This window comes from Micromonospora sp. CPCC 205546 (assembly GCF_036902715.1).
Classification (GTDB): Bacteria; Actinomycetota; Actinomycetes; order Mycobacteriales; family Micromonosporaceae; genus Micromonospora.
This window is the reverse complement of record NZ_JBAKHL010000051.1, coordinates 1-25696: the sequence shown is the minus strand read 5'-3', so window position 1 is coordinate 25696 and position 25696 is coordinate 1. Positions and strand designations below refer to the sequence as shown.

18 protein-coding genes are annotated in these 25696 nt (G+C 73.7%); 4 read left to right on the top strand and 14 right to left on the bottom strand.

The window, feature by feature from the left end; all coding sequences use genetic code 11:
• Positions 1-126 precede the first annotated feature (126 nt).
• Together V6U77_RS30090 and V6U77_RS21920 are read right to left on the bottom strand one after the other, a co-directional pair.
• Positions 127-1152, bottom strand: a complete 1026-nt coding sequence (locus V6U77_RS30090) for a T3SS (YopN, CesT) and YbjN peptide-binding chaperone 1 (RefSeq protein WP_442934479.1) — start codon at positions 1150-1152, stop codon at positions 127-129.
• Positions 1139-1516: a hypothetical protein gene (locus tag V6U77_RS21920; RefSeq protein ID WP_334608404.1), complete on the bottom strand. Its 378-nt coding sequence runs from the start codon at positions 1514-1516 to the stop codon at positions 1139-1141. The genes V6U77_RS30090 and V6U77_RS21920 overlap by 14 nt, the downstream gene beginning before the upstream one ends.
• Before the next feature lie 204 nt (positions 1517-1720).
• On the opposite strand from V6U77_RS21920, the gene htpG reads away from it, so the two are divergent.
• Positions 1721-3634: a molecular chaperone HtpG gene (gene htpG, locus V6U77_RS21915; protein WP_334608402.1), complete on the top strand. Its 1914-nt coding sequence runs from the start codon at positions 1721-1723 to the stop codon at positions 3632-3634.
• 250 nt (positions 3635-3884) lie between these two features.
• Here htpG and V6U77_RS21910 read toward each other — a convergent pair whose 3' ends face one another.
• Positions 3885-6845 carry a glycosyl hydrolase family 28-related protein gene (locus V6U77_RS21910; RefSeq protein ID WP_334608401.1) on the bottom strand — a complete coding sequence of 987 codons (2961 nt, stop codon included), beginning with the start codon at positions 6843-6845 and terminating at the stop codon, positions 3885-3887.
• 322 nt (positions 6846-7167) lie between these two features.
• On the opposite strand from V6U77_RS21910, the gene V6U77_RS21905 reads away from it, so the two are divergent.
• On the top strand, positions 7168-8229 hold the full coding sequence (locus V6U77_RS21905) for a LacI family DNA-binding transcriptional regulator (RefSeq protein WP_334608399.1): 1062 nt from the start codon (positions 7168-7170) through the stop codon (positions 8227-8229).
• 15 nt (positions 8230-8244) lie between these two features.
• On the opposite strand, the gene V6U77_RS21900 is transcribed toward V6U77_RS21905, so the two are convergent.
• The 7 genes from V6U77_RS21900 to V6U77_RS21870 are packed head-to-tail and all read right to left on the bottom strand — an operon-like array spanning position 8245 to position 15662.
• Positions 8245-8940, bottom strand: a complete 696-nt coding sequence (locus V6U77_RS21900) for an N-acetylmannosamine-6-phosphate 2-epimerase (RefSeq protein ID WP_334608398.1) — start codon at positions 8938-8940, stop codon at positions 8245-8247.
• Positions 8937-9881 carry an ROK family protein gene (locus tag V6U77_RS21895; protein WP_334608396.1) on the bottom strand — a complete coding sequence of 315 codons (945 nt, stop codon included), beginning with the start codon at positions 9879-9881 and terminating at the stop codon, positions 8937-8939. The genes V6U77_RS21900 and V6U77_RS21895 overlap by 4 nt, the downstream gene beginning before the upstream one ends.
• A 2-nt stretch (positions 9882-9883) precedes the next feature.
• Positions 9884-10726, bottom strand: coding sequence for a carbohydrate ABC transporter permease (locus V6U77_RS21890; protein WP_334608394.1), 843 nt, complete (start codon positions 10724-10726; stop codon positions 9884-9886).
• Positions 10716-11663 (bottom strand): carbohydrate ABC transporter permease, encoded by a 948-nt coding sequence (locus tag V6U77_RS21885; RefSeq protein WP_334608393.1) that lies wholly within the window; start codon positions 11661-11663, stop codon positions 10716-10718. Before V6U77_RS21885 ends, V6U77_RS21890 begins: the two co-directional genes overlap by 11 nt.
• A gap of 12 nt (positions 11664-11675) precedes the next feature.
• A complete protein-coding gene (locus V6U77_RS21880) occupies positions 11676-12959 on the bottom strand; it encodes an ABC transporter substrate-binding protein (protein WP_334608392.1) in 1284 nt (427 codons plus the stop codon).
• A gap of 22 nt (positions 12960-12981) precedes the next feature.
• Entirely contained in the window at positions 12982-14577 is a 1596-nt protein-coding gene (locus V6U77_RS21875) for an FAD-dependent oxidoreductase (protein ID WP_334608391.1), read from the bottom strand.
• Positions 14578-14609: 32 nt separating this feature from the next.
• Complete coding sequence (locus tag V6U77_RS21870; RefSeq protein WP_442934478.1) at positions 14610-15662, bottom strand: LacI family DNA-binding transcriptional regulator; 1053 nt, start codon at positions 15660-15662, stop codon at positions 14610-14612.
• Between the two features lie 528 nt (positions 15663-16190).
• Here V6U77_RS21870 and V6U77_RS21865 point away from each other — a divergent pair.
• Entirely contained in the window at positions 16191-17018 is an 828-nt protein-coding gene (locus V6U77_RS21865) for a DUF72 domain-containing protein (RefSeq protein WP_334608434.1), read from the top strand.
• 76 nt (positions 17019-17094) lie between these two features.
• Positions 17095-18051 (top strand): DUF1152 domain-containing protein, encoded by a 957-nt coding sequence (locus V6U77_RS21860; protein ID WP_334608389.1) that lies wholly within the window; start codon positions 17095-17097, stop codon positions 18049-18051.
• Positions 18052-18078: 27 nt separating this feature from the next.
• Here the strand turns inward: V6U77_RS21860 and V6U77_RS21855 are convergent, their stop codons facing one another.
• From V6U77_RS21855 to V6U77_RS21840, 4 genes are all read right to left on the bottom strand, one after another.
• The gene (locus tag V6U77_RS21855; protein WP_334608387.1) at positions 18079-19122 is read right to left on the bottom strand and encodes a zinc-dependent alcohol dehydrogenase; all 1044 of its coding nucleotides are present in this window, start codon (positions 19120-19122) and stop codon (positions 18079-18081) included.
• A gap of 163 nt (positions 19123-19285) precedes the next feature.
• Positions 19286-21289, bottom strand: a complete 2004-nt coding sequence (locus tag V6U77_RS21850) for an amino acid adenylation domain-containing protein (RefSeq protein WP_334608385.1) — start codon at positions 21287-21289, stop codon at positions 19286-19288.
• Positions 21286-24162 (bottom strand): type I polyketide synthase, encoded by a 2877-nt coding sequence (locus tag V6U77_RS21845; protein ID WP_334608383.1) that lies wholly within the window; start codon positions 24160-24162, stop codon positions 21286-21288. Before V6U77_RS21845 ends, V6U77_RS21850 begins: the two co-directional genes overlap by 4 nt.
• A partial coding sequence (locus tag V6U77_RS21840) for a non-ribosomal peptide synthetase (protein ID WP_334608381.1) occupies positions 24159-25696 on the bottom strand: 1538 nt, incomplete at its 5' end. The genes V6U77_RS21845 and V6U77_RS21840, both read right to left, overlap by 4 nt.

The following is a 25696-nucleotide window of genomic DNA, read 5'->3' as shown; positions in this document are numbered from 1 at the left end:
CTGCACGTCAGCCGGCACCCCAGCGGGTCTCTGTACCCAGGCGTCCGCGTCCTGACACCTGGACGTACGGAAATCAGGGGTGGGCCGAGCACGCCGACCGGGTCGTCGGACGCGGGAAGGGGGTGATCAGCCCCGGTCGGCCGCCCGGCGACGCAGCAGTTCGACCGCCTCGTCGACGAGTCCGCGTTCGGTGAGCAGCGTCAACAACAGGGCGAGGTGCCGCCGGTCGCCGCCGTCGACCGCCTGCCGCAGCAGTTCGACCGCCTCCTCGTGCCCGCCCCGGGCGGCCAGCAGGGCGCCAAGTTCGCCGCGGGTCCGCGGATCGCCCTGCTCGGCGGCGATCCGCCAGTACCGCTCCGCCTCGTCGGCGCGGCCCTGCCCGGCGAGCAGCGTGGCGAGTCGGGCGGCGGCGTGCCAGTCGCCGTGCTCGGCGCGCAGCCGCAGCTCCTCCGTGCGTCCCCGGTCCGCCAACAGGTCGACCAGCACGCTGCCCGCCCCGTGCTCGCCCGCCCGGTCGAGGTCGCGCAGGTAGCCGGTCGGGTCGGGCACCGCCACCAGGCCGGTGGACTCCGGGCCGAAGAAGCGGCTGCCACCGAACTCTTGCCGGAGCTGGTCGTCGAGGTCGTCGGCGAGCGCGATCATGGCCCGCAGGGCCAGCAGCAGATGGGTGGGGGCGAAGTCCTGCCCGAAGACGGGGACGGACGCCCAGACGGTGTCCCCGGTGCAGTAGACGCGCCCCACCACGAGGCCGTTGGTCAGGTCGGAGAGCCGCCGGTAGAGCGACTCGGTCGGGTCGACGCCGGTGAGCAGCGGCGAGAACACGTCGACCAGCGGCGGGTCGTCCTGTGCCCGTACGAAGATCATGGCCGAGCCGGCGCGGATGCCGACGTCACCGTCGGCGTCGACCCGCAACTGATCGGTGGTGACGCCCAGGAGGCCGGCGAGCACCGTCCTGACCCGATGGGTCAGTTTCGTGTCACCGTCGTCCCCGACGTCGGGGCGGGGAAGCGGCCGGGGGACGACGACCGGCCGCGCGGCCAGCGCCGCGGCGAGCCTCGTCCGGGTCCGTACGGGAACGGCCGTGGTGGTGGCGGCCGGGCGGGCGGCCAGCGCGGAGACGAACCTGGCCCGCAGGCTCTCACGCGGCGTCATCGTGCTCGCCGCTCGTGCCGCTCATGGCGTTCGTGTCGTCCCGGCCGCTGTCGGCCGGCTGGTCGGCCACCCGGACCTGGTCGAACATCTTGGCGATCACCAGTGGCGCCGCGACCCCGAAGGTGAAGCTGGCGAACGCCGTGGTGGCCAGGCCGCCCGCCCCCGCCGCGGCGGCGAGGCCGGTGCCGGCCACCGTCCTGAGCAGCACCGCGAACACGACGATCGGGGCGTCGCGCCGGTCCCGCCACGGCCACTGCCACCGTCCCGCGGACCCGCTGGTCGGGCGCATCATCCCGGAGAGGTTCAGCGACTCGGCCACCGCGCTGCCGACCAGTCCCCACATCGCGGCCATCCATAGAGACACATCCCTACCGTACTGACCGCCCGCCACGACGGTCGCGTCAGCCCTCGGCCCGTCCCGGCGGCCACGTCGGCGCCGACCCCGACGGTAGGCGGTGCCGGCAACGCGACGCCCCCGACACCGCGCAGTCCCGTCGTCTCGCCGTCGGCGACGGCTCGTATCCTTTGCGCGAACCTTCGGTGGCTTTCGAGGATGAAAGGACACGGTGTGACCAACCGGGCCGAGACGTTGGAGTTCCAGGCCGAGGCGCGTCAGCTGCTCCAGCTGATGGTCCACTCGATCTATTCGAACAAGGACGTCTTCCTGCGTGAACTGATCTCGAACGCCTCGGACGCGCTGGACAAGCTGCGCCTGGCGTCGATGGTCGACAAGGATCTGGAGGCCGACACCTCCGACCTGCACATCGAGATCGAGGTCGACAAGGCGGCGCGCACGCTGACCGTCCGGGACAACGGCATCGGCATGTCCCGCGACGAGGTGGTCCAGGTGATCGGCACGATCGCCAAGTCCGGGACCGCCGAGCTGCTGCACAAGCTGCGCGAGTCCTCCGACGCCGGGGCGCGGCAGGAGCTGATCGGCCAGTTCGGCGTGGGCTTCTACGCGGCGTTCATGGTCGCCGACCGGGTGGAGCTGCTGACCCGTCGGGCGGGGGAGAGCGGCGGCACCCGCTGGGAGTCCGCCGGCGAGGGCACGTACTCCGTCGAGCCGGTCGAGCAGGCGCCGCAGGGCACCTCGGTGACCCTGCACCTCAAGCCGGCCGACGACGAGGACAACCTGCACGACTACACGGCCGAGTGGACGATCCGGGAGATCGTCAAGCGCTACTCGGACTTCATCGCCTGGCCGATCCGGATGACCGTCGAGCGCCCCGCGGAGGGCGACGGGACGAGCACCGAGACCCAGACGCTCAACTCGATGAAGGCGCTCTGGGCCCGCTCCCGCGACGAGGTCGACGAGGCCGAGTACAAGGAGTTCTACAAGCACGTCAGCCACGACTGGGCCGACCCGCTGGACATCGTGCACATGCGGGGCGAGGGCACCTTCGAGTACGAGGCCCTGCTGTTCATCCCGTCGCACGCGCCGCTGGACCTGTTCGCTCCGCAGGGTCGCCGCGGCGTGCAGCTCTACGTCAAGCGCGTGTTCATCATGGACGACTGCGAAGCGCTCATGCCGAACTACCTGCGCTTCGTCAAGGGTGTCGTGGACGCGCACGACCTGTCGCTGAACATCTCCCGGGAGATCCTCCAGCAGGACCGGCAGATCCAGGTCGTCCGCCGCCGGCTGGTCAAGAAGATCCTGGCCACGGTCAAGGAGATGAAGGCCAACCACGCCGAGCGCTACCGGACCTTCTGGACGGAGTTCGGAGCGGCGGTCAAGGAGGGCCTGATCGACGACACGGAGAACCGGGACACCCTCCTGGAGATCCTGTCGGTCGCCTCCACCCACGACGCGGCCGAGCCCACCGACCTCGCCGGCTACGTCGGTCGGATGAAGGACGGGCAGAGCGACATCTACTACGCCACCGGCGACTCGCGCACGATGATCGAGAACTCGCCGCACATGGAGGCGTTCCGCGCCAAGGGCTACGAGGTGCTCCTGCTCACCGACCCGGTGGACGAGGTGTGGATCGAGCGCGTCGGCCAGTACGACGGCAGGACCCTGCGCTCCATCGCCAAGGGCCAGGTCGACCTGGACACCGAGGAGGAGAAGAAGGAGGCCGAGGCCGAGCGCGAGCAGCAGCGCAAGGACTTCGCCGGCCTGCTCACCTGGATGGGCGCCACCCTGGCCGACTCCGTCAAGGAGGTCCGGCTCTCCTCCCGGCTGACCACCTCGCCGGCCTGCGTCGTCGGCGACGCCCACGACATCACCCCGACGCTGGAGAAGATGTACCGGGCGATGGGGCACGAGGTGCCGGCGGTGAAGCGGATCCTGGAGCTCAACCCCGGGCACCCGCTGGTCACCGGCCTGCGCAAGGCGCACGAGCAGGGCGGTGACGAGGAGTCGTTGAAGGAGACCGCCGAACTGCTGCACGGCCTGGCGCTGCTCGCGGAGGGCGGGGAGCTGGCCGACCCGTCCCGGTTCACCCGCGTGCTCGCCGACCGTCTCGCCCGCACCCTCTAGCACCACGTACGGGCCGGCCGGCGAGGCACGCCGGCCGGCCCGTCCCGAACGGCCTTCTGCCCTGCCCGGACGACCCTCGGTCGCAGGGCGCCGGCGCGCCGGCGCGGCGGTGCGCGCGAGCAGCGCGGCGGGCGACGAGCCGGCGACCCCCGCCCGGGTGGGGCGGGGTGCGGGGTAGGTCTCCAGGCGCACGGTGCGGGCGGTGCCCGGGGCGCTGACGGTCCGCTGCCCCGGGCACGTTGCCTGAGCGTCAGCGCAGGCCGTGGACCTCCACCTCGAAGACCCGGGCCAACCCGTCGGTCGGGCTGGGCTCGGTGAACACGAGCCGGACCTGTCGGATCCCGGCCGGCGCGCCGCCGAGGTCGACCCGGGCCGGGCTGGCGGTGTTGGCCCCGGCCGAACCGATGGTCGTCCAGGCCCCGTCGAGCAGGGCCTCCACGCGGAACGCCCGCACCCGCAGGCTCTCCGAGCCGGCCACCCCGCTGTAGAGGTCGAGCCGCTGGAGCTGCGCCGGCCCACCGAGATCCAGGGTGAGCGTCGGCGCCGGGTCGGCCGAGCCGGAGATCCAACGGGCTCCCGTCCGGTCACCGTCCACCGCGTTGGCGGCGACGTTGCCGGAGAGCACCGAACTGGCCCGCACGGTGGCGCCCCGGGCGAGGTTCTCCCCGGCCACGCCCACCCGCAGGGTCTGCGTGATCTCCTGCCGGTGGCCGGCCCGGGTGAACGCGACGGTCAACCGGACCGTGCCGTCGGTCACCGCGTCGGCGGGGACCCGCACGCCCACCGTGACCGGCGTGGTGGCGCCGGCGGGCAGCCGGGTGGTGTCCGGCCGCGCCCGCACCTGCCAGCCGGCCGGCGCGTCGACGTCGACCGTCAGGGCGGTGACCGGGCCGGGGCCGTCGTTGCGTACGCGCAGCACGGTGTCGCCGGCGCGGCCGGGCAGTACCCGGATCTCCGGCGCGTCCAGCGCGACGTGGGCGCCGGCCGGTCCGGGCGTCCTGCCGGTCACCCCGACCCCGAGGTACGCCACCTCGATCTCGGGCACGGTCCGGCCGGTCGCCACGTCGGCGACGGTGGCACCCCACCGGGTGTTGGCCACGTTGTCCGGCCGGTAGCCCCGGGTGCCCCGGATCACGATCCCGCTGCTGTCGCGCAGCCCCACCGCGTACGGGTACGGACCCTGCACGGTGGCCACCCGGAAGAAGACCGTGTTGCCGAACAGGACGTCGTGCACGTCGTCCAGCTCGACGGCCTGGGAGCGCCAGCCGTAGATGTGGTCCTCGGTCTGCAGCGCGTGCAGTTGCCAGTTGCGGACGCGGCGCAGCACGACCTCGCGGTGCTCGTGGTGCTCGACGGAGACCTCGTACATCCGGCCGCGCACCGAGGTGTCCTCGACGAGGAACCCGTTGTCGGCCCAGCCGGCGACGCTCCAGATGTTGGCGAAGGTCCCGCCGCCGCCCTGCACCCAGAAGCTGTACTTGTGCCGGCCCCGGTACTGGTAGCCGGGATCACCGGCGCCGGGGTCGCCGGGCGCGGTCTGCTCCGGGTGCCACTTGACGAACTGGGTGGCGATGTCGGCGAGGTAGCTCTGCGCGCCGGAGCGCCAGTGCACGTGCACCGAGCCCGCGGTCTGCTGCGCGGAGTCCAGGCCGAGGCCGGTCACCTGGTTCCGCCCGCCGGGCGGGGTCTGGATCATCGCCTTCGGGCGGTCCGCGTCGGTGAATCCGGCGGCGCTCTCCGGCAGCTTCAGCCAGGTCTGGCGGGGATGCAGGCCGATCAGGTCGTTCTGCGGCCGCAGCCGCAGGGTGTCGCCGATCAGGTACCGCCCCATCGGCACGTACACGGTGTCGTGCTCGTCGAGGGCCCGCTGGAAGATCGCGTGGTCGTCGCCGGTGCCGGTGCCGACCGTGACGCCCCTGGCGGCGGCGTACTCGACGATGTCGACCCAGCCGCCGGTGGCCGGGGGCAGGGGCGCGTCGGTGCGCAACAGCCGGGCGAAGCTCGCCGGTGCGGCCGGTGTCGCGGAGACCAGGACGCCGTCGGTGCGCCGCTCGGTGTCGCCGAGCGCGTCGTCGACCCGGAGCCCGAGCGTGGCGTCCCGCACCAGGTACGACGGGCCGGGACCGACCCAGGTGCGTCCGCTGGGCACGGTGGTCAGCAGCGCGCCGGTCCCGGTGACCCCGGTGTCGACCACGTTGAGCTGGTTCTGGGCGCGGAAGAGTTCCGGCTCGCCGCCACCCGCGACGGATTCGCTGTCGTTGAGGGTGATCGCCGCCCCGCTGATGTTCTCGAAGACGGAGTCCTGCACGTAGAGGCGCTGGGTCTGGTTCGCGGTGGCGACGATGCCGGCCGGCGAGTCGACGAAGCGGTTGCGGATCAGGCTCAGCTTGCTGTCCGTGTGCAGCTTGACGGCTGCTTCGCGCTGCCCGGTGAAGGTGGTGTCCAGCAGGGTGGTCTGCCAGCCGGGCGAGGCGGCGAAGGCCAGCATGCCGACCGTGCCGCCGTACACGTTGACCCGTTGGATCAGGTTGGCGTTGTGGTCGATCCCGGCGTATCCCGTACCCACGTGGATGTCGAGGTCCTGGAGCACGAACATCTGCGCGCCGCTGAAGCGTACGGCCACGGCGGCGGGGTTGCCGGGCTCGATCCGGATGTCCAGGTTGACCAGGCCGGTGCCGAAGGTGTCGTTGTTGCCGAAGCTGCGGGCCGCGCCGGGCTGGAAGGGCCGGCGCAGCGCGGCGAAGAGGAAGGACTGGTTGCCGTCCTGGAAGCCGGGGGTGGACTCGCCGAGGACGAACTCGGGCCGCGCGGCGCCGAACCCGATCAGGCGTACCGAGGCGTGCAGGTCCACCTGCCGGGAGAGGCGGTAACGCCCTTGGGGCACGAAGACCACGCCGCCGCCGTCGCCGACGGTGACGTTGCGTGCCCCGCCGACGATGTTGCCCAGCCAGTTCTCACCGCCCCGGCGGGAGGCCTCGTCGACGGCTGCCTGCACCGAGGCCGTGTCGTCGCCGACGCCGTCGCCGTGCACCGGGAACCGCGCGCTGCCGAGGACGACGGCGGTCGGGTCGGTCGGCATGCTCCGGTAGACGGAGGTCGAGGCGGCCGGTCGGGTGGGGGCTGCCGCGGGCGGGGCGGCGACCGCCGGCGCCACGGCCGTGGCGGCCAGGAGGAGGAAACCGGCCAGCACGCCGACCCGTGTCCGGCCCACTGGGGGTCGGCGGCCGGCTGCCCGCCGGGGTGGAGCTTGGATCATCGGTACGCCTTTCCTGCCCCTGTCGGGACCGGTCGGCGATCATGTGGTCATGCGCATAACCAGAATGTTTCCGCAGGCCCGCGCTGTCAAGAGCCGGGCCGCCAGAAAGTGGAACCCCCGCGTAACATTGACTTGCGACGGCCGGCGGGCTGATCATTCACGGCAGCCCGCTCCCGAGACGTCGCCATGTGCGATCGCGTGGTCATGCGCATGACCAGCCGGGGCGACGGCGCGGGAGCGGGCCCCGGCCAGCGGCCGGGACACGGAGGTGACGACGATGCCAGGCACCAATGGACGGGCCACCCAGGCCGACGTCGCCCGGCTCGCCGGGGTCAGCCAGGCGACCGTGTCACTGATCCTCAAGGGGGGCGACACGGGGCGCCGACGCGTCGGTGAGCAGACCCGTCAACGCGTGCTCGACGCCATCCGGATGACCGGCTACGTCGCGAACCCCGCCGCCCAACGCCTGGCCGGGGGACGCACCCGGATCATCGGCGTCTTCACCTACGAGCCCGTCTTCCCGCGCGACAGCCGGGACTTCTACCACCCGTTCCTGGTGGGGGTCGAGGCGCAGGCCGAGGAGCTCGGTTGCGACCTGCTCTTCTTCACCAGCACCCCGTCCCGGCAGGGGCGGCGCCTGCTCGGCGACGGTTCCCGCCGGCTCGGCGTCGCCGACGGCTGCGTCCTGCTCGGACGCCACGACGACAAGCGTGACCTGGCGGACCTGCTCGGCCGCGACTTCCCGTTTGCCTTCATCGGTCGACGGGAGTCCGACGCCGGCATCGTGCCGTACGTCGGCGCCGACTACGTGACCGCCACCCGCGAGGTGGTCGAGCGGCTGTTCGCCCTCGGCCACGAGCGGGTCGGGTTCCTCGGCGACCTCCGCCGGGACGAGCCGTCGGCCGACCGCGCGCAGGGCTACCACCAGGCGGTACGCGCCGCCCGCAGCCGCCCGGTGGTGCTGGACGGCGCCGGGCTGACCGGCGGCGAGGCGCTCGACCTGCTCGACGACAACGGGCTCACCGCGGCGGTCGTCTGGCCGTCCGGGCTGGCCCCGCGGATCCGGGCGGCGGCGCTGGCCCGGGGGATGTCCGTTCCCGGGGACCTGTCGCTGGCCCAGCTCGGCGACGCCGAGGACGGCAGTTGCGGTGACATCGACTGGACCGGTTTCCGGATCCCCCGCGAGCAGATGGGCGCGGGAGCGGTGCGACTGCTCTTCGAGCAGCTGGTCGGTCCGGCGCCGGGCGCCGCCGCCCTGCAACGCAGCCTGCCCTGCGCCGTCGTGCCCGGCACCACCGCCGCGGCGCCGCAGCGCACCCGGCCACGCGCCGTCAGGTGAGCCAAGCCCCCGCTGTCAGGTGAGCCGCGCCCCCGCCGGGGTGGCCGGCACCAGGCGACGGGTGATCCACAGCGGCGAGGTGACGGCGTTGCCCATCACCACCGAGTGGGCGCCGGCCGCGAAGGCCTGCCCGATCTGTTCGGCGCTGCGGTAGCGACCCTCGGCGATCACCGGCACGGACAGCACGCCGGCGAGCCGGGCCAGCAGCGTCAGGTCCGGTCCGTCGGTCGGCGGGCTGGCCGGGGTGTAGCCGGAGAGAGTGGTCGCGACGGCGTCCGCGCCGGCCCGCACGGCGGCCACGCCCTCCTCGACGGTGGAGACGTCGGCGAGGACCAGCGCGTCGGTGCGCTCCCGCAGCGCGCGGACCGTGTCGGCGAAGCCGCGCCCGTCCGGGCGGGGGCGGTCGGTGGCATCGACGGCGACGATGTGCGCGCCCGCCGCGGCGACGTCGAGCGCGTGCGCCGCCGTCGGGGTGATGAACACCCCGTCGACGCCGTGCTTGTGCAACCCGATGATCGGCACGTCGACGGCGGCGCGGATCGCCCGGACGTCGGCGGTGCCGTTGGCCCGGACGGCCACCGCGCCGCCGCGTACCACCGCCGCGGCCACCCGGGCCTGGACGTACGGGTCGCGCATCGGGTCGTCGGGGTCGTCGAGCACCGGCTGGCAGGAGACCACGAGGCCGCCGGCCAGCTCGTCGAACACGTTCACGCTCTCGTCCTCTCGTCGGTGGCCACGGCGGTGTCGCTGCCCGCCGGCGGGCCGTGAGCGGCCAGTCGGGCGGCGCCCACGACGACCGCGTCGGCGCCCAGCGCGGCGGGGAGCAGGGGCACGTCCGCCCAGGCGGCGGGCAGCTCGTCGGCGAAGGCGGCGCGGGCGCCAGGGAACAGGGCGTCGCCCGCCCCGCCCGCCAGCACCACGGCCTGCGGGTCGAGCAGGGCGACCAGACCCGCCAGCACCCGGCCGAGGGCCGTGGCGGCGCGGTCCACCACCGCACGGGCGGACGGTTCGCCGGCCGCCGCCCGCTCGGCCACGGCCCGTCCGGCGATCCGCACGCCGGTCACGAGGGCGTACGCGGCGGACAGTCCCGTGCCCGAGGCGATGCCCTCCAGGTGCCCGTACCGGCCGCACCCGCAGCGCAGCCGCTCCGCGCCGGGCGCCGGGAGGTGCCCCACCTCGCCCGCGCCGCCCCGGGCGCCGGTCGAGATCCGGCCGTGCTGCAGCAGCGCGCCACCCAGGCCCGTGCCGGCCGCGACCAGCAGCAGATCCCGCCGGTCCCGGGCGGCGCCGACCCAGCTCTCGCCGAGCGCGGCGGCGTTGACGTCGTTGGTGACCCGGACCGGTCGGGCCAGCCGCTCGGCCAGCTCGTCGCCGACCGCCGTGCCGGCCCAGCCGGGCAGGCTGTCGGTGGCGTACCGGACGGTGCCGGTGGCCGGGTCGAGCGTGCCGGCGGTGCCCACGCCGACCGCGACGGCGCCGCCCGGATCGAGCAGTTCCCGGGCGAGCCGCGCGGCGGTGTCCAGCACGGCGGCCGGCCCCGACCCGGCCGGGGTGGGCGCCAGGCGACGCCCGAGCACCTGCCCGTCGACAGCGACCAGCGCCGCCGCCGTCTTGGTGCCGCCGATGTCGAGGCCGACCCGGGCAGCCGCCACCGTCATCCCTTGAGCCCGGTGTGCGCCAGCCCCTCGACGAACTGCTTCTGCGCGATGACGAAGACCACCAGGACCGGCAGCGCGGTCATCGACGCCGCGGCGAGCTGGACGTTCCACATCGGGCCGCCGTAGGCGTCGACGAACTGGGTGAGCGCCTGCGGCAGGGTGAACTTCTCCGGCGAGGAGAGGAACACGATCGGTTCCAGGTAGAGGTTCCAGCTGTGCAGGAAGGTGAAGATGGCGACCGCGCCCAGCGCGGGCCGCGACAGCGGCAGGGCGATCTTCCAGAAGGTGGCGAACCTGCCCAGCCCGTCCACCCGGGCGGCCTCCTCCAGCTCACCGGGGAGAGCGATGAAGAACTGCCGCATGATGAAGGTCGCCAGCACGCTCGGCGCGCCGAGGATCGGCACCAGGATCAGCGGCCAGTGGGTGTCGACCAGCCCCAGCTTGAAGAACATCTGGAACAGCGGCACGATCGTCACCTCGCTCGGGATGAGCAGGCCGGCGAGGATCACCAGGAAGAGCACGTTCTGGCCACGGAAGCGGATCCGGGCGAACGCGTACCCGGCCAGCGCCGCCACCGCCAGGGTGCCGACGGTGACCACCAGCGCGATGTAGAGGCTGTTCAGGTACTGCTGGCCGAACGGCTGCAGCTCGAACACCCGCCGGTACGCGTCCAGCTCCGCGTCGACCGGCAGCAGCTTCGGCGGGAAGGCGAAGATGTCCGACACCGGCTTCAGCGACGAGGTGACCATCCACCAGGTCGGGAAGACGAACGGGACCGCCAGGACCATCAGCACCCCGTAGAGCAGCAGCTTGGTCCGGGACGACAGCTCACGACTCATGGTGGACCCACCTCTTACGCATCTGCCACTGCAGCACGGTGAGCGCGAGCACGATGACGAACAGCACGATCGACAGGGTGGCGCCGTAACCGAAGTGGTGGAACTGGAACGCCTGCTGGTACAGGTAGTAGACGAGCACGGTGGTCGAGGTGCCGGGGCCGCCCTGGGTGAGCACCGCGATCTGCGCGAAGACCTGCAACGACCCGACCACCGTGATGATCGACGTGAGCAGGATGGTCGGGCTGATCATCGGCACGGTGATCCGCCAGAACTGGCGCAGCCGGCTCGCCCCGTCGACCTCGGCGGCCTCGTACAGCTCGGCCGGCACGCCCTGCAGCGCGGCCAGGAAGAGCACCATGTTGAGGCCGACGTTCTTGAACACCTGGACCACGACGACCGAGAACATGGCGGTGCCCTCGCCGCGCAGCCAGTTCGGCCCGTCCACGCCGATCGTGTCGAGCAGGCCGTTCACGCCGCCGTTGTCCTGCAGCAGGAACCCCCACACGATGGTCCAGGCGACCAGCGAGACGACCACGGGGGAGAAGAACAGGGTGCGGAACACGATCGTCCCGCGCAGCTTCTGGTTGAGCAGTACGGCCAGCAGCAGGGCCAGGCCGAGGTTGAACACCACCAGCCCGACCGAGAACAGGCCGGTGGCCCGCAGCACCGAGCCGAGGTTGGTGTCGTCGGCGAGGTTCGCGTAGTTCTCGGTGCCGACGAACTCGAACGTGCCGGCCAGCACGTTCCACTCGTGCAGGCTGTACCAGACCACCAGGATCAGCGGCAGGATCACGAAGACGGCGCTGCCGAGCAGTTGCGGGGCGATGAACAGGTAACCGGTGAGCTGGTCGCGGCGGCGACTGGTCCAGTACGGCCGCGACCGGTCCCGGGTGGGCGGGGCCTCGACCCCGCCCACCGTCGTGTCCGTCTGGGACATGGTCAGGCTGCCCTACTTCGCCAGCAGCGGCTGGATCTTGGTGCAGACACCGTCGAGGACGGCCTTGACGTCCGCGTCCGCCTTCCACAGCGGGTCGAGCCCGGCGCGCACCTGCTGGCTGAGCTCGGCCTGCCCGGCGTGACTGGGCTTGACCACGCCGTTGGTGATGCCGTCGATGACGACCTTCTGCAACTGCTCGGGCTTCAGCGTCGGGTTCGTCTTGGCCAGCGTCTCCGCGGTGAGCTGCGACTGGCGCGGCGGCGGGAAGAACTGGGCCAGCTTGGCCGAGTTGGTGGGGTTGGTCAGGAAGGCGAGGAAGTCCGCCGCCGCGTCCGCGTTCTTGCTCTTCTTCATCACGCCGACGCCGGCCTGACCGACCACGGAGTAGTTGCCCTTCGGCCCGGCCGGCAGCGGCACCAGGTCCCAGCCGAAGCCGTCCGGCTTCAGCAGCGAGGCGCGGGAGATCTGGGTGACCGTCATCGCGGCGTCACCGGCGAAGAAGTCGGCGGTCGTACCCGGGCCGGGCAGCGCCTTGCCGGTGAAGATCGCCTTGTGCAGGGTGGTCATGGCCTCGACCATCTCCGGGGCGGCGAAGCCGCAGGACTTGCCGTCCTCGCTCCACGCCTGGGCGCCCCAACCCGTCCAGACGGTCGACAGGTTGTCCCAGCCCTTGTAGTCGAAGTCGCGGATCACCAGGCCGGCCTTGCCGGTCGCGCCGGCGGTAGCGCCGGCGACGGTCAGCGCCGTGTCCCAGTTCCACTGCCCGGCGGCGATCAGCTCGGCCGGGGTCTTCTGCCCGGCCTTCTTGAGCATGTCGGTGTTGACGAAGACCCCGAACGGCGAGGTCGAGAACGGGTACGCGTACAGCTTGCCCTCGTTCTGCCAGAGCTTGAGCGTGGCGGGGGAGAGGTCGTCGTACTGGTAGCCCTCGGTCTTCTTGAGCTTCTCGTCCAGCGGCAGCAGCGCGCCGGAGGCGACGAAGTCGGGGGCCGAGTTCTCGAACACCCAGGCCAGGTCGGGCGCGTTGCCCCCGGCGATCTGGGTGGTCAGGGTGGTGGTGTAGTTCTCGAACGGCAGCGGGTCGAAGGTGATCGCCGCGACGTCCGGGTGGGTCTTGCGGTACTCGTCGGCGATCTCGTTGAACAGCTTGAGGTGCGCCTCGTTGGCGGACCAGACGGTCATCCGCAGACTGGCCGGACCCTTTTCCCCGGCCTCGTCGCCGCCACCGCAGGCGCTCAGCGCGAGGACACCGGCCAGTGTCGCCGCGACACCGCGCACAGCCTTTCCCAATTTCATGATCTTCTCCTAGAGGGGGTGGTCAGTAGCCCGCGACCTGGGGCCAGCGCAGTTCCACGCCGGCCGCCGTGAGGCGGTCCTGGAAGTCGGCCAGCAGGCGGGGGGTGCCGCGGACCGCGCGCGGGGACTCGCCCCGCGCCAGACAGAAGTCGGCGAGCAGGCCGGCGACCTCGCCGACGTTCCACTCGACCGGGTGCAGCCGGTAGCTGCCGTTGGTGATGTGGGTGGTGCCGATGTTCTTGCCGGCCGGGAGCAGGTTCTCGACCCGCTGCGGGATCAGCGCGCCCAACGGGATCTCGAACGGGCAGGATCCGACGTCGATGTAGTTGTCGCCACCGGTGGAGGGGTGCAGGTCGATGCGGTACATCCCGACGCCGATCGAGTCCGGGTAGGCGACCGCGCCGTGCTCGCCGCGCACGGCCAGCGACAGGTCCTGCTCCACCACCGTGTACTCGGCCCGGATGCGGCGCGACTCCCGGATGTAGGGCGCCTGGGCCAGGCCGTCGCGGCTGCCGGTCACGTCGCCTCGCAGGCGCAGGCCGGGGAAGCCGGTCCCGCCGTCGGGCCGCGGCGCCTCGGTCTGCATCCAGTAGAGCACCGAGTACGACAGCTCGCGGGCCTTGCTCAGGTGCCACGACGCGTTCGGCACGTCGATGACCGGGCCCTCGAAGTAGTCGATCATCGGCCAGTTCACCAGCGTGATGTCGCTGTCGTACGCGCCGTCGGTGAAGTTGCGCCGGGCGGCGATGCGCCGGAACGTCCAGAGGTTGCCGTCGCCGGGGTTGAGCCGCTGGTCGGCGTTGACGGCCAGCGGGTCGTCGTCCGGGTTGGGCGTGAAGCTGCGCTCGACGATCTCCAGGGTGCGCGGGTGCGGCGACCGCCAGGACAGCAGCCGGTCGCCCCAGAAGTCCGGCTTGTAGTCGCGCCAGAAGTCGTAGTTCGCCGGCCGCTCGATGGTGTGGTCGCCGTCGACGTGGTCGAGGGCGAAGCAGACGGAGACGGCCTGCATGTTCATCGGCTGCGCCTCGGCCGGCGCGCTGGGCTCGCCGGTGTCGGCCTGCGACTCGAAGCCGGTGACGTACTCGGTGCCGGTCAGCGGCAGCAGCTCGCCGGTCTCCGTCGCGTCGAGGATGTACGGCGCGACGAGGTCGATCCGCTCGTCCCGGTCGCGGTGCGCCACGGTCACCCCGACCACCCGGTCCCCGTCGGTCTCGGCGGCGACCGGCCGGTACGGCTGGAGCACGGTCAGCCGGCCGGAGCCGAGGAACGGCGCGAGCATCTGCTCGATGACGGCGACGGCCACCCGGGGCTCGTGGCAGACCCGGCTCACCCAGCCGGCGCCCGGGTTGAGGTCGGTCCAGGCCCGGGACCGCTCGGTGAGCGGGTAGTGCCGGCGGTAGTAGTCGCGGATCCCGGTGCGCAGGGCCCGGTAGCTCGCCGTGGCCCCGAACTGTTCGATCCAGGAGTGCTCGTCCGGCGGGACCGCCTGGCTGGTGAGCTGCCCGCCGAGCCAGTCGAACTCCTCGGTCAGGATGACCGACCGGCCGGCCCGGGCCGCGGCGAGCGCCGCCGCCACCCCGCCCAGCCCGCCCCCGACGACGAGGACGTCCGCACGCATCTGTACCACTTGCTTCCTTCCGGGTTGCACGGTCACCGCTCAGCTGCGGTGGACCGCCGATCAGGGGTGCCGAGGGTGTCGCCCTCGACGAGTTCGCAGGGCAGGAGCCGCTGCTGGACGCCGACGGCGCTGCCGTCGATGACGCTGGCCAGCACCTCGACCGACTGCCGACCCATCTCCTCGCGGGGGATGCGGAATCCGGTGAACGCGAGGTCGGTGGGAACCGGGACCGTCGGGTCGCCGAGGGTCAGGATCGACAGGTCGCCGGGCACGCTCAGGCCGCGCCGCCGGGTGGCCAGCGCCAGCGCCACGGCGGTGGCGAAGTCCTCGACGAAGGCGACGGTGGTGCCCTCGGCCAGCAGGTCGTCGAGGATCGCCTCGGCGTCCCGGCCGACGGTGGTCAGGTGCCGGGCGCTCTCCGCGGCCGTCGCGGCAGCGACGAACCCGCGCCGCCGGTCCGCCGAGGACTCCGCGGTCAGCTCCGTGTTCAGGTAGGCCAGGCGCCGGTGGCCGCGGGTGAGGGCCAGGCCGACCAGCTCGCCCACCGCCGCGGCGTAGTCGGCGCCGACGTACGGCACCGGGCCGCCGGCGTCGTCGCGGCGCCCGACGGCGACGTACGGGAAGCCGTCGCGGTTGAGCCGGTGCAACTCGGCGGCGTCGATCTCCCGCCCGAGCAGGATGCACCCGTCGGCCAGGCGGAGCCGGTTGTCCTGGTGGAAGATGCGCCGCCGGCCGTCGACCACCGGGGCGCTGGTGAACAGCAGCAGGTCGCAGCCGGCCCGTTCCGCGTACTCCTCGATGCCCAGCAGGAAGGGGTGGAAGAAGTCGCGGCTGCCGCTGGGGAAGGCGGGCTCGTAGGTGAAGACGCCGATGATCCGGTTGAACCGTGCCGCGAGCCTGCGGGCCACCGGGTCGGCGGCGTACCCGGTCTCGGCGATGGTCCGCAGTACCCGGTCGCGGGTCTCCGGCGCGATGCGGACGTCGGCGTCGGCCCGGTTGTTGAGCACCAGCGACACGGTCGCCTGGCTGACGCCGGCCAGGCGGGCGATGTCACGCTGAGTGACGCGTCGGGGTGTAGGGGGCACCATCGGTCCTTCCAGGGCGGCTAATGCGTATTAGCGCTCGGCGCTGGGGAGGAGCCTGGCCGGCCGAACCCGCTCGTGTCAAGGGGGAGGCGCAGAGATTTCGCCGAGATGAAGTCCCTGGAGTAATGCGGATTAGCTCCGAAAGGCCGGCCCCGCCGTTCCGGGCGGGTGGCCTCCGCGAGGACCGACGGGCCGCGTCGCCGGAGCCGGCGGTCGACCCCTTGACAAGACTCGCCCGGGTCGAGCAACATGCGAGAAGCAGAGATGGTAATACGTATCAGCAACCGACTCTAGACGGCCCGCCCACCCTGTGATGTCGAGCCGTCTCACTTAGCGTGACTTCGTCCCGCCCATCGGCGTGCTGCGCGACGTCCACAGTCGGCACCGGCGGGAACCCGTTCCACCCCCGAACCGTGCGTGGACTCGCCCGCGCTGGCGCGGCCGGATACCGTACCGGCGGCGCGGGTCACCCCGCGTCGGGCCGTCGAGCGGTGGGAGGATCCGATGCGCCTGCACGTGGGGTGCGCCATGTGGACGCACAAGTCCTGGCAGGGGCGCTTCCTGGCGCACCCGCTGCCGGCTGACGAGCGGCTGCGCGCGTACGCCGGCTGGTGCACCGCCGTCGAGGGGAACACCACCTTCTACGCGACCCCCGGCCGCGAGACGGTCGCGTCGTGGGCGCGGCAGACCGACCCCGACTTCCGGTTCCTGCCCAAGCTGCCGAAGGTCGTCACGCACGAACGCCGGCTCACCGGCGCCGACGCGGAACTGCGGGCCTTCCTGGATGCCGTCGAACCCCTCGGCCCGCGGGCCCACGCCCTCTGGATCCAGCTGCCGGGCTCGTTCGGCCCCGCCGACGTGCCGGTGCTGGCCCGCTTCCTGCGCGGGCTGCCCACCGCCCACCGGTACGCCGTGGAGGTGCGCCATCCCGCGTTCTTCGACGACCCCCGGGCGGCGCGGACGTTGGAGGAGGCGCTCGGCACGGTCGGCGCGGAATGGGTGCCCTTCGACACGACGGCGTTCTTCCGCACCCCGCCGACCAGCGACGCGGAACGGGAGGCGTGGACCAGGAAGCCGCGCACCCCGCTGCGCACCCGCGCGCTGACCGACCGGCCGATCGTGCGGTACCTCGGCCGGGACGATCCCGCACGCACCGTCGAGGGCTGGCGGCCGTGGCTCGACGTGGTGACCGGCTGGCTGCGCGAGGGCCGCTCGCCGACCGTGTTCGTGCACACCCCGGACAACGCCGACGCGCTCGAACTCGCCCGCCGCTTCCACGACGAGGTGCGGGCGCGCCTGCCCGGGGTCGAGCCGCTGCCGGAACCGGAGCCGGTCGGACCGTCGACCCTGTTCTGACCGGCCACTCCCGGCGCACGCCGGTCCCGCCCGCCTGCCCGCAGCCCCTGCGGCCGTCACCCCGAGGAGAGGCCCGATGCCGTCGCTGGCCGTACCGCCGCTGTTCGCCGCGCTGGAGCCGGCCCGCACCGTGCTGATCGCCGGGGCGGGTGGCGGCTTCGACGTGTACGCCGCGATTCCGCTGGCCGTCGCGTTACGCGACGCCGGTCGGACCGTGCACCTGGCCAACCTCTCCTTCACGCCGCTCGAAACGCTCGACCTGGACGCCTGGGCGGCGCAGGACGTCGCCGCCGTCGCCCCCGACACCGCCGGTCCGGACGACTACTTCCCGGAGCGGGCGCTGGCCCGCTGGCTCGCCGCCAACGACCAGCCGTGCACCGTGTACGCCTTCCCTCGGGTGGGCGTGAAGCCGCTGCGCGACGCCTACCGGCATCTGGTCGACGAGCTCGGCGTGGACGCGGTGGTGCTGGTCGACGGGGGCACCGACATCCTCATGCGCGGCGACGAGGCCGGCCTCGGCACCCCCGTCGAGGACATGACAAGCCTCGCCGCGGTCGCCGGTCTGGACGTGCCGGTGAAGCTGGTGACGTGCCTCGGGTTCGGCATCGACGCGTACCACGGGGTGAACCACACCCAGGTGCTGGAGAACATCGCCGCCCTCGACCGCGACGGCGCGTACCTCGGGGCGCTGTCCATCCCCGGCGCCAGCCGGGAGGCGCGGCTCTACCGGGACGCGGTCGCGTACGGGCAGGCGGCCACGCCGCTGCGGCCCAGCATCGTGCACGGGCAGATCGCCGCCGCCATCCGCGGCGCCGACGGGGACGTGCACGTGACCCGCCGCACCCGGGGCAGCACGCTGTTCGTCAACCCGCTGATGGCGATCTACTTCAGCTTCTACCTCGACGGTCTGGCCCGCCGCTCGCTCTACCTCGACCGGCTGGAGCACACGGTCGGCATACGACAGGTGGCGTCCCGCATCGACGAGTTCCGCGAGGAGGTCGAGCGACGAACGCCCCGGGCGTTCCCGCACTGACCCGGCGCAGCCGCGCCACCGGCCGAATCAGGCCTGGTTCGGGTCGATCAGCACCTTGGTGTGCTCGCTGCGGCCCGAGTCGAGTTCCTCGAGGAGGTCCTTCAGCGACGACAGGCCGAAGGTGCCCGTGTGCAGCGCCGCCACGTCGATGCGACGCGCGGCGATCGCGTGCATGGCGCCCACGAAGTCCTCGTGGTGGTACGCCAGCGACCCGATCACCGTCAGCTCGCGGCTCTGCCAGTCGCCGTAGCTGACGCTCGAGTCCTCCAGCGGATAGCCGAGCAACGCGAGCGTCCCGCCCCGGCGCACCAGCTCCGCCGACGGCTGGAACAGCGCCGGTACGCCGCTGCACTCGTACACGACGTCGGCGCCCAGGCCCGCGGTGAGTTCGTCCAGCGCGGCCCGCAGCTCGGCGGGCTCGACCACGTGGGCGAAGCCGAGCCGGCCCGCCAGCGCGCGCCGCGCCGCCGAAGGCTCGGAGATGATCATCGGCCCTGCCCCGGCGTTGCGCGCGTGCTGGGCGGTGAGCAGCCCGATCGGGCCGGCGCCCTGGACCAGGGTGGTGGCGCCGTACTCCGCCGCCACCCGCCGCACGGCGTGGAAGGTGACGGCGGCCGGCTCCACCAGCGCCGCCTCCACCGCCGAGAGGCCCTCCGGGACCGGGACCACCCGCCGTGCCGAGACCTGCACCCGGGTGGCGAAGGCGCCGTGCGGCGGCGCGTCGGCGTCGACCCCGTTGGCCTCGGCGAAGACGGTGTCGCAGTTGCGGGCGTGCCCGGCGACGCACTGGCGGCACCGGCCGCACACCGGCCCCACGCCGCCCACCACGCGCTGGCCGACCCGCAGTCCGTCGACGCCGTCGCCCACCGCCGAGACCGCACCGGTCCACTCGTGCCCGAAGACCGCAGGCGGCAGCATGTGCCCGTCGGTGTAACCGTGCACGTCCGTGCCGCAGATCCCCGTGTACGTGATGTCGACAGTCACCCGCCCGGGCCCCGGCTCGGCCGCGGCCACCTCGCCCTCGCGCAGCTCGCGCGGACCGGCGACCGCAAGGTAACGACCAGCAGACATACGACCCTCCTCGGCGACCGCCCCAGTCTCCCACCCGACCTGCGCCACCAGGCCCGCTACCAGGAAGAATCAGCCGGCGCGGCGCGCGCTCGCCGCCGCCGGCCACCAGAACGCCCCCCGACGTGCCTTGGCGAAGGCGAGCGGGAACGCCACGGATCGCGGATCACGCCGGGCTGCCCGGACCGGCCGCGGCGCGCCGGCGGACCCGGGCCGGCGGGGCGGGCAGGGCGCGCCGGTCGACCTTGCCGTTCGCGGTCGCGGGCAGCTCCGGCAGGACCACGTACCGCAGGGGCACCATGTGGTCGGGCAGCTGCCGCGCCAGGAAGGCGCGCAGCGCGGGTTCGGCCACGGCGCCCGGGTCTGCGTCGCGCTCGGCCACCACGTACGCCACCAGGGTCGCGGCGGCGCCCAGGTCGTCGCGCAGCAGCACGACGCTGTTGGCGACGAGCGGGTGCCGGTTGAGCACCGACTCGATCTCGCCCAGCTCCACCCGCTGCCCGCGGATCTTCACCTGGGTGTCGATGCGCCCGCCGTAGTGCAGGTGCCCGTCCGGCGACCACCAGGCCAGGTCGCCGGTGCGGTACACCCGCTGCGGCCACCCGGCGACCGCCACCTCGACGAACCGCTCGGCGGTCAGGTCGGGTCGCCCGGCGTACCCCCGGGCCAGGCAGTCGCCGCCGACGACCAGTTCCCCGGGCACGCCCAGCGGGGCCAGCTCGCCGCGCTCGCCGAGGACGTACGCGGCGACGTTCGCGATCGGGCGGCCGATGGGGACGGTGTCGTCCGGTTCGGGTCGGCGGCACGGCCAGGCGGTGACGTCGATGGCGGCCTCGGTGGGCCCGTACAGGTTGTGCACCTCGACCTGCGGCAGCGTGCCGGTGAGCTTGTTGACCAGCTTCGGCGGCAGCGCCTCCCCGCTGCAGATGACCCGGCGCAGGCCGATGCAGCGATCCAGGCCGGCCTCCTCGACGAAGAGGGCGAGCATGGAGGGCACGAAGTGCACCGTGGTCACCGACTCGCGGGCGACGACGGCGACCATCTCCTGCGGGTCGCGGTGGGCCTGCGCCTCGGCGGTGACCAGCGTCGCGCCGGCCATGAACGGCCACAGCAGCTCCCACACCGACACGTCGAAGGTGTACGGCGTCTTCTGCAGCACCACGTCGCCGGGGCCGATGCGGTACGCGTCCTGCATCCACACGAGCCGGTTGGCCAGCGACAGGTGCGTCATCTGCACGCCCTTGGGCGCCCCCGTGGAGCCGGAGGTGAAGATGACGTACGACAGCCCCTCGACCACCTCCTCCGGGGCCCGGTAGCCGCGCCAGTCGACGGGCGCGGCCGGCAGGTCGCCGCCCGTCAGCGGCCGTACGGGCACGGACGGCTCGCCGCCGTGGCCCAGCGCGGCCCGCCCCGCGTCGTCGGCCAGCACCAGCACGGCGTCGGCCGTCGCGAGCATGAGGTCCAGCCGGGGGCGCGGGTGGGACGGATCCAGCGGCAGGTACGCCCCGCCGGCCAGCAGGACGCCGAGCACCGCGACCACCATCTCGGGGCTGCGCTCGGTGCACAGGCCGACCACCGACCCCGGACCCACGCCCTCGGCGCGCAGCCGCCCGGCCAGCGCCGCCGCCTCGTCCAGGAACTCGCGGTAGCTGCGGTCCCGGCCGCCGCCGCGCAGCGCGACGGCGTCCGGGGTGCGCTCCGCCTGGCGGCAGATCGTCTCGTGCACGGCAGTGCGTGGCGCGGGGGTCGGCGCGGGGTTGAAGCCGAGCAGCGTCTTGCGCTCCACCGGGCCGACCAGCGCGGCCTCCCGCACCGGCCGGTCCGGATGGGCGGCGAGCCAGGCGTGCAGGGTGTCCAGGCGCTCCTGCAGGTACGCCGGATCGCCGTGGTCGCGGGCGAGCCGGACCGGCACCCCGGCCAGCACCGCCGACGCCCCGGCGGCACCCGTCGCGGCCAGCGCGACGTCCACTCGCCCGCCCGGCGCGGCGTCGACGGCGGGGCCCCACCACCGGCCGCGCGTCTGCTCGCGTACCTCCGTCAGGGTGCTGTCTGCGGACAGACGGACCAGGGCGTCGCCGCGCGGGCCGCGCACGGCGACCGAGGCCGCGCCCGAGAGACGGTGGCAGAGCACGGCCGCCACCGCCGCCACCAGGTCGTCGTGGCCCGTCATGCCGTCACCAGCCCGGCCAGCGCGCGCGGCGTGGGGTCGGCCGACAGCGTCTCCACCGGGATGCGCACCCCGAACCTGCGCTGCACCTGGGTGACCATGCGGATGAACAGCAGCGACTCACCGCCGAGGGTGAAGAAGTTCGCGTCCGGTCCGATCTCGGCCGAGCCGAGCATCCTGCCCCACAGCTCCATGATCTCCCGCACCACCTCGTTCTCGCCTTCGCCGGCGGGCTCCGGCGCCGGTTCCTCGACGGCCGCGGCCGCTCGCGGCGGCGCGGCGTCGAGCCAGTGCCGGGTGCGGGCGAACGGGTACGTGGGCAGCGCGACCCGCCGGGCGACGCTCCCGTCGCGCACCGCGGCCCAGTCGACGGACGCCCCGGCGGTCCACAGCCCACCGAGTCCGGCGAGCACGTCGCCGGCGTCGGCGCGCCCCGTCGACCGGGGCTGGAGGGCGAACCCGGGCACCCGCTGGCCGCCCTGCCGGGCCATGCCGGTCAGCGCGGTGCCCGGCCCGACCTCGACGAGGACCGGGTCGGGCAGCCCCAGCCCGGTCAGCAGCGCGTCGTGGTAGCGCACGGGGCTACGCAGCTGCGCACCCCAGTAGCCCTCGGCGCGTGGCAGCCCCCTGCCCAGCAGCGTGCCGTCGACGGTGCTGATCACCGGGACGCTCCGGGGGTGCTGGCCGACGCCGTCGGCCTCGACGCCGAGCAGCCGCGCCGCGTCGGCCATCATCCGCGAGTGGAAGGCACGCCGCGCCGGCAACGCCCGGCACTGCACCCCGACCGCGTCGAGACGCTCCCGGAACGCGGCGAGCTGCGCCACCGGCCCGGCCACCACGGTGAACTCGGGAGCGTTGCGGGCGGCCACGTCGAGGCCGTCCAGGCCCGCCAGCTGCTCCTGCACCGCGGACGGCGACGCGAGCACGGCCAGCATGCCGCCCTCGGGCGCGTCCTGCATCAGCCTGCCGCGCGTCGCGACCAGGCGGAGCATGTCGTCGGCGGCCATCTCGCCGGCCAGCGCCGCGGCGGCGAACTCGCCGACCGAGTGGCCGATCAACGCCGCCGGGCGCACGCCCCACGACACCAGCAGCCGGCCGAGCGCGAGTTCGTGCAGCGCCAGCGCGGGCTGGGTGACGTCGGTGCGGTGCACGACCCCCCGCGGGTCGTCGTCGACCAGCACGTCGCGCAGGTCCAGCCCCAGGAGCGGGGCCAGCAGCCCCGCCCCGTGGTCGAGCTCCGCCCGGAAGGACGGGTAGCGGTCGTAGAGCCCCCGCGACATGGCGGGGAACTCCGCCCCCTGGCCCGGGAACAGGAACAGCACGCTGGGCCGGCGCGCGGCCTCGCGGACGGGCGCCCTGCGCAGCCGGGCCAGCGCCGCCGGGACGTCCGGCGCGGCGACCGCGAGCCGGTGCGCGAAGTGCCTGCGGTACGTCTGCGACGTCAGCGCGACGTCGGCGACGGCCAGGTCGGGGCGCTGCCGCAGGTGCTCGCTCCACTGCTCGGCGGCCGCGCGCACCGCCTCCGGGTCGCGCCCGGACAACACGATCAGCTCGGTACGACCGTCGTCCGCCACGGGACCGGACCCGGCCGGGTCGTCGGCCTCCTCCAACACCACGTGCGCGTTGGTGCCGCCCAGGCCGAAGGAGCTGACTGCCGCCCGGCGCGGCCCGTCGGCCTCCCACGGGCGGGCCACGCTGTCCACGGTGAACGGGGTCGATCCGTCGAGCAGCTCGGGCCGGGCCTGCTTGAGGCCGGCCAGCGGCGGGATCTGCCGGAAGTGCAGAGCCAGCGCGGCCTTGATGAGCCCGGTGACGCCGGCGGCCGCGTCGAGGTGGCCGACGTTGGCCTTGACCGAGCCGATCGAGCACGGCCGCGCGCCCCGGCGGAACACCTCGGTCAGCGCCGACAGCTCGATCGCGTCGCCGACCTCGGTGGCGGTGCCGTGCGCCTCGAGGTAGCCGACGCTGGCGGGGTCGACGCCCGCGGCGGCGTACGCGCGGGTCAGCACGTCGATCTGGCCGGCGACGCCGGGCGCGGTGTAGCCGACCTTCATGCCGCCGTCGTTGTTCACCGCCGACCCCCTGATGAGGGCGTACACGGTGTCCCCGTCGCGGCGGGCGTCCTCGGCGCGTTTGAGCGCCACCATGGCGACGCCGTTGCCGGGGACCGTGCCGGCGGCCGAGGCGTCGAAGGGTCGGCACGCGCCGTCGGGCGACATGATGCCCTTCGTCTCGTAGAGGTAGCCGGCCTGCTGCGGCACGGCCACGCAGGCGCCGCCGGCGAGCGCGACGTCCGAGTCGCCGGTACGCAGGCTCTGGCAGGCCAGGTGCACCGCCACCAGCGACGTCGAGCAGGCGGTCTGCACGGTGACGGCGGGACCGCCCAGGTCCAGCCGGTACGCGACCTTCGCGGCGAGATGGTCCTTCTCGTTGCCCAGCACGACCGAGAGCAGCCCCTGGGTCTCGACGAGGCCGGGCTGCGCGTACACGTGGTGCAGCGCGTAGTAGTTGAACCCGGCCCCGGCGAAGACGCCGACCCGGCCGAAGGGGTGCCGGGTGGCCAGCCCGGCGGACTCCAGGGTGGCCCACGCCGTCTGCATCAGCAGCCGGTGCTGCGGGTCCATGGTCTCGGCCTCCCGCGGCGTGATGCCGAAGAAGGCGGCGTCGAACAGGTCCGCATCGGCCAGCACGCCGCGCGCCGGCACGTACGCGGGGTCGTCGAGCTGGTCCGCGGGCACGCCCCCGGCCAGCAGCTCCCCGCGGGTCAGCTCACTGATCGTGATCTTCCCCGCGACCACGTTGGACCAGTACTCCCAGACGTCGGCGGCGCCGGGGAACCGGCCCGCCATGCCTACGATCGCGATGTCGCCGTTCATGAGGTTGCGCCTGCTCCTTCGGTCTGGGCGTGCAGATGCCGGGCCAGGGTCTGGACGGTGGGGAAGCGGTAGAGGTCGGTCAGCGGGATGGCCCGGCCGGCCAGCCGCTCCTGGAGCAGCCGGCGCACGATCGCCAGTCGCAGCGACTCCCCGCCGACGTCGAAGAACGCCTCGTCGACGTCGAAGTCGTCGGTGCCCAGCGCCTGCACCCAGGCCCCCGTCACCAGTTCCTCGAACTCGCTCAGCGACGCCGAGCGCGCGGCGGGGACCCGTGCCGGCTGCCCCGCCGCCGCGCCGGTGCTCGTCCCGGCGGTGGTGGTCGCGGCGGCGGGCTCCGCCACCCCGGCCAGCGCGCCCAGGGCCCGCAGGTCGACCTTGCCGTTGCGGTCGAGGGGGAACTCGGCCACGGTCACCCACTGCTGCGGCCGGGCGTAGGGGGCCAGCTCGGCCTCCACGGCACGGCGCACGCCGGCCACGTCCAGGCCGTCGGCGGCGGGCTTGAGCGCGGCGCACAGGCGTACGCCCGTCACCGGGTCGCCGGTGGTGAACACCACCGCGTCGCGCACCCCGGGCCGCGCCCGCAGCCTGCGCTCGACGTCGACCAGCTCCACCCGGTGCCCGGCGATCTTCACCTGCCGGTCGTTGCGGCCCAGGAAGCGCAGCTGCCCGTCCGCACCCCAGCGCACGAGGTCCCCGGTGCGGTACAGGCGCACCGCCGGATCCCCGAGCCGGACGAAGGAGGCGTCGGTGCGCGCGGCGTCGTCGAGGTAGCCGTCGGCGAGCCCCGTGCCCGCCGTGCCCAGCTCGCCGATCGCACCCGGCGGGACGAGACGCCCCGCCGGGTCGACGACGTACAGGTCGGTGCCGTGCACCGGCGCGCCGATCGGCAGCGGGTCCGGCGTCGCGTCGGCGTGGTCGACGGACCAGGTGGTGGTGAACGTGGTGTTCTCGGTGGGGCCGTAGCCGTTGGTGACCCGCAGCCCCGGGCAGGCCCGCAGCACCCGGCGCACGTGCGCGGGGGAGACCACGCCGCCGCCGGTGAAGAGCTGCCGCAGCCCGGCGAAGGCGTCCGGGCGGTGGTCGGCGACCAGGTGGAACACGCCCGAGGTGAGCCACGCGTGGGTGATGCCGGCGGCGCGTAGGAACTCGGCCAGCCCGCTGGGCGTCGGTTCCCCGGGCGGGAACACCACCACCGTGTCGCCGTTGGCCAGCGGCACCAGCAGCTCCAGCGTGGACGCGTCGAACGCCAGCGGGGACAGCCGCATCATCCGCAGGCCCGCCCGGTCGGCGAACAGCGCCGGGTCGTCGGCCAGCCGCAGCACCGCCCGGTGCGGCACGACCACGCCCTTGGGCACCCCGGTCGAGCCCGAGGTGAAGGAGACGTACGCGGTCCGTGCCGGGTCGGCCGGGGCCGCCTCGACCGGGTCGTCGCCGGTCCCGACGACGCCGGGGCCGCCGGCCGCCCCGGCCCGCGCCGGCGTGTCCGGGCCGGCCAGGGCGCAGTCGGCGGCGCCCGACCACTCCGCGCCGGCCG

Coding starts and splice junctions, on each gene's coding strand:
- V6U77_RS21860 (WP_334608389.1), top strand. CDS start 17,095: ATGCCGTCGCTGGCCGTACCGCCGCTGTTCGCCGCGCTGGAGCCGGCC.
- V6U77_RS21880 (WP_334608392.1), bottom strand. CDS start 12,959: ATGAAATTGGGAAAGGCTGTGCGCGGTGTCGCGGCGACACTGGCCGGT.
- V6U77_RS21855 (WP_334608387.1), bottom strand. CDS start 19,122: ATGTCTGCTGGTCGTTACCTTGCGGTCGCCGGTCCGCGCGAGCTGCGC.
- V6U77_RS21865 (WP_334608434.1), top strand. CDS start 16,191: ATGTGGACGCACAAGTCCTGGCAGGGGCGCTTCCTGGCGCACCCGCTG.
- V6U77_RS21905 (WP_334608399.1), top strand. CDS start 7,168: ATGCCAGGCACCAATGGACGGGCCACCCAGGCCGACGTCGCCCGGCTC.
- V6U77_RS21885 (WP_334608393.1), bottom strand. CDS start 11,663: ATGTCCCAGACGGACACGACGGTGGGCGGGGTCGAGGCCCCGCCCACC.
- V6U77_RS21845 (WP_334608383.1), bottom strand. CDS start 24,162: ATGAACGGCGACATCGCGATCGTAGGCATGGCGGGCCGGTTCCCCGGC.
- V6U77_RS21890 (WP_334608394.1), bottom strand. CDS start 10,726: ATGAGTCGTGAGCTGTCGTCCCGGACCAAGCTGCTGCTCTACGGGGTG.
- V6U77_RS21875 (WP_334608391.1), bottom strand. CDS start 14,577: ATGCGTGCGGACGTCCTCGTCGTCGGGGGCGGGCTGGGCGGGGTGGCG.
- V6U77_RS30090 (WP_442934479.1), bottom strand. CDS start 1,152: ATGACGCCGCGTGAGAGCCTGCGGGCCAGGTTCGTCTCCGCGCTGGCC.
- V6U77_RS21850 (WP_334608385.1), bottom strand. CDS start 21,289: ATGACGGGCCACGACGACCTGGTGGCGGCGGTGGCGGCCGTGCTCTGC.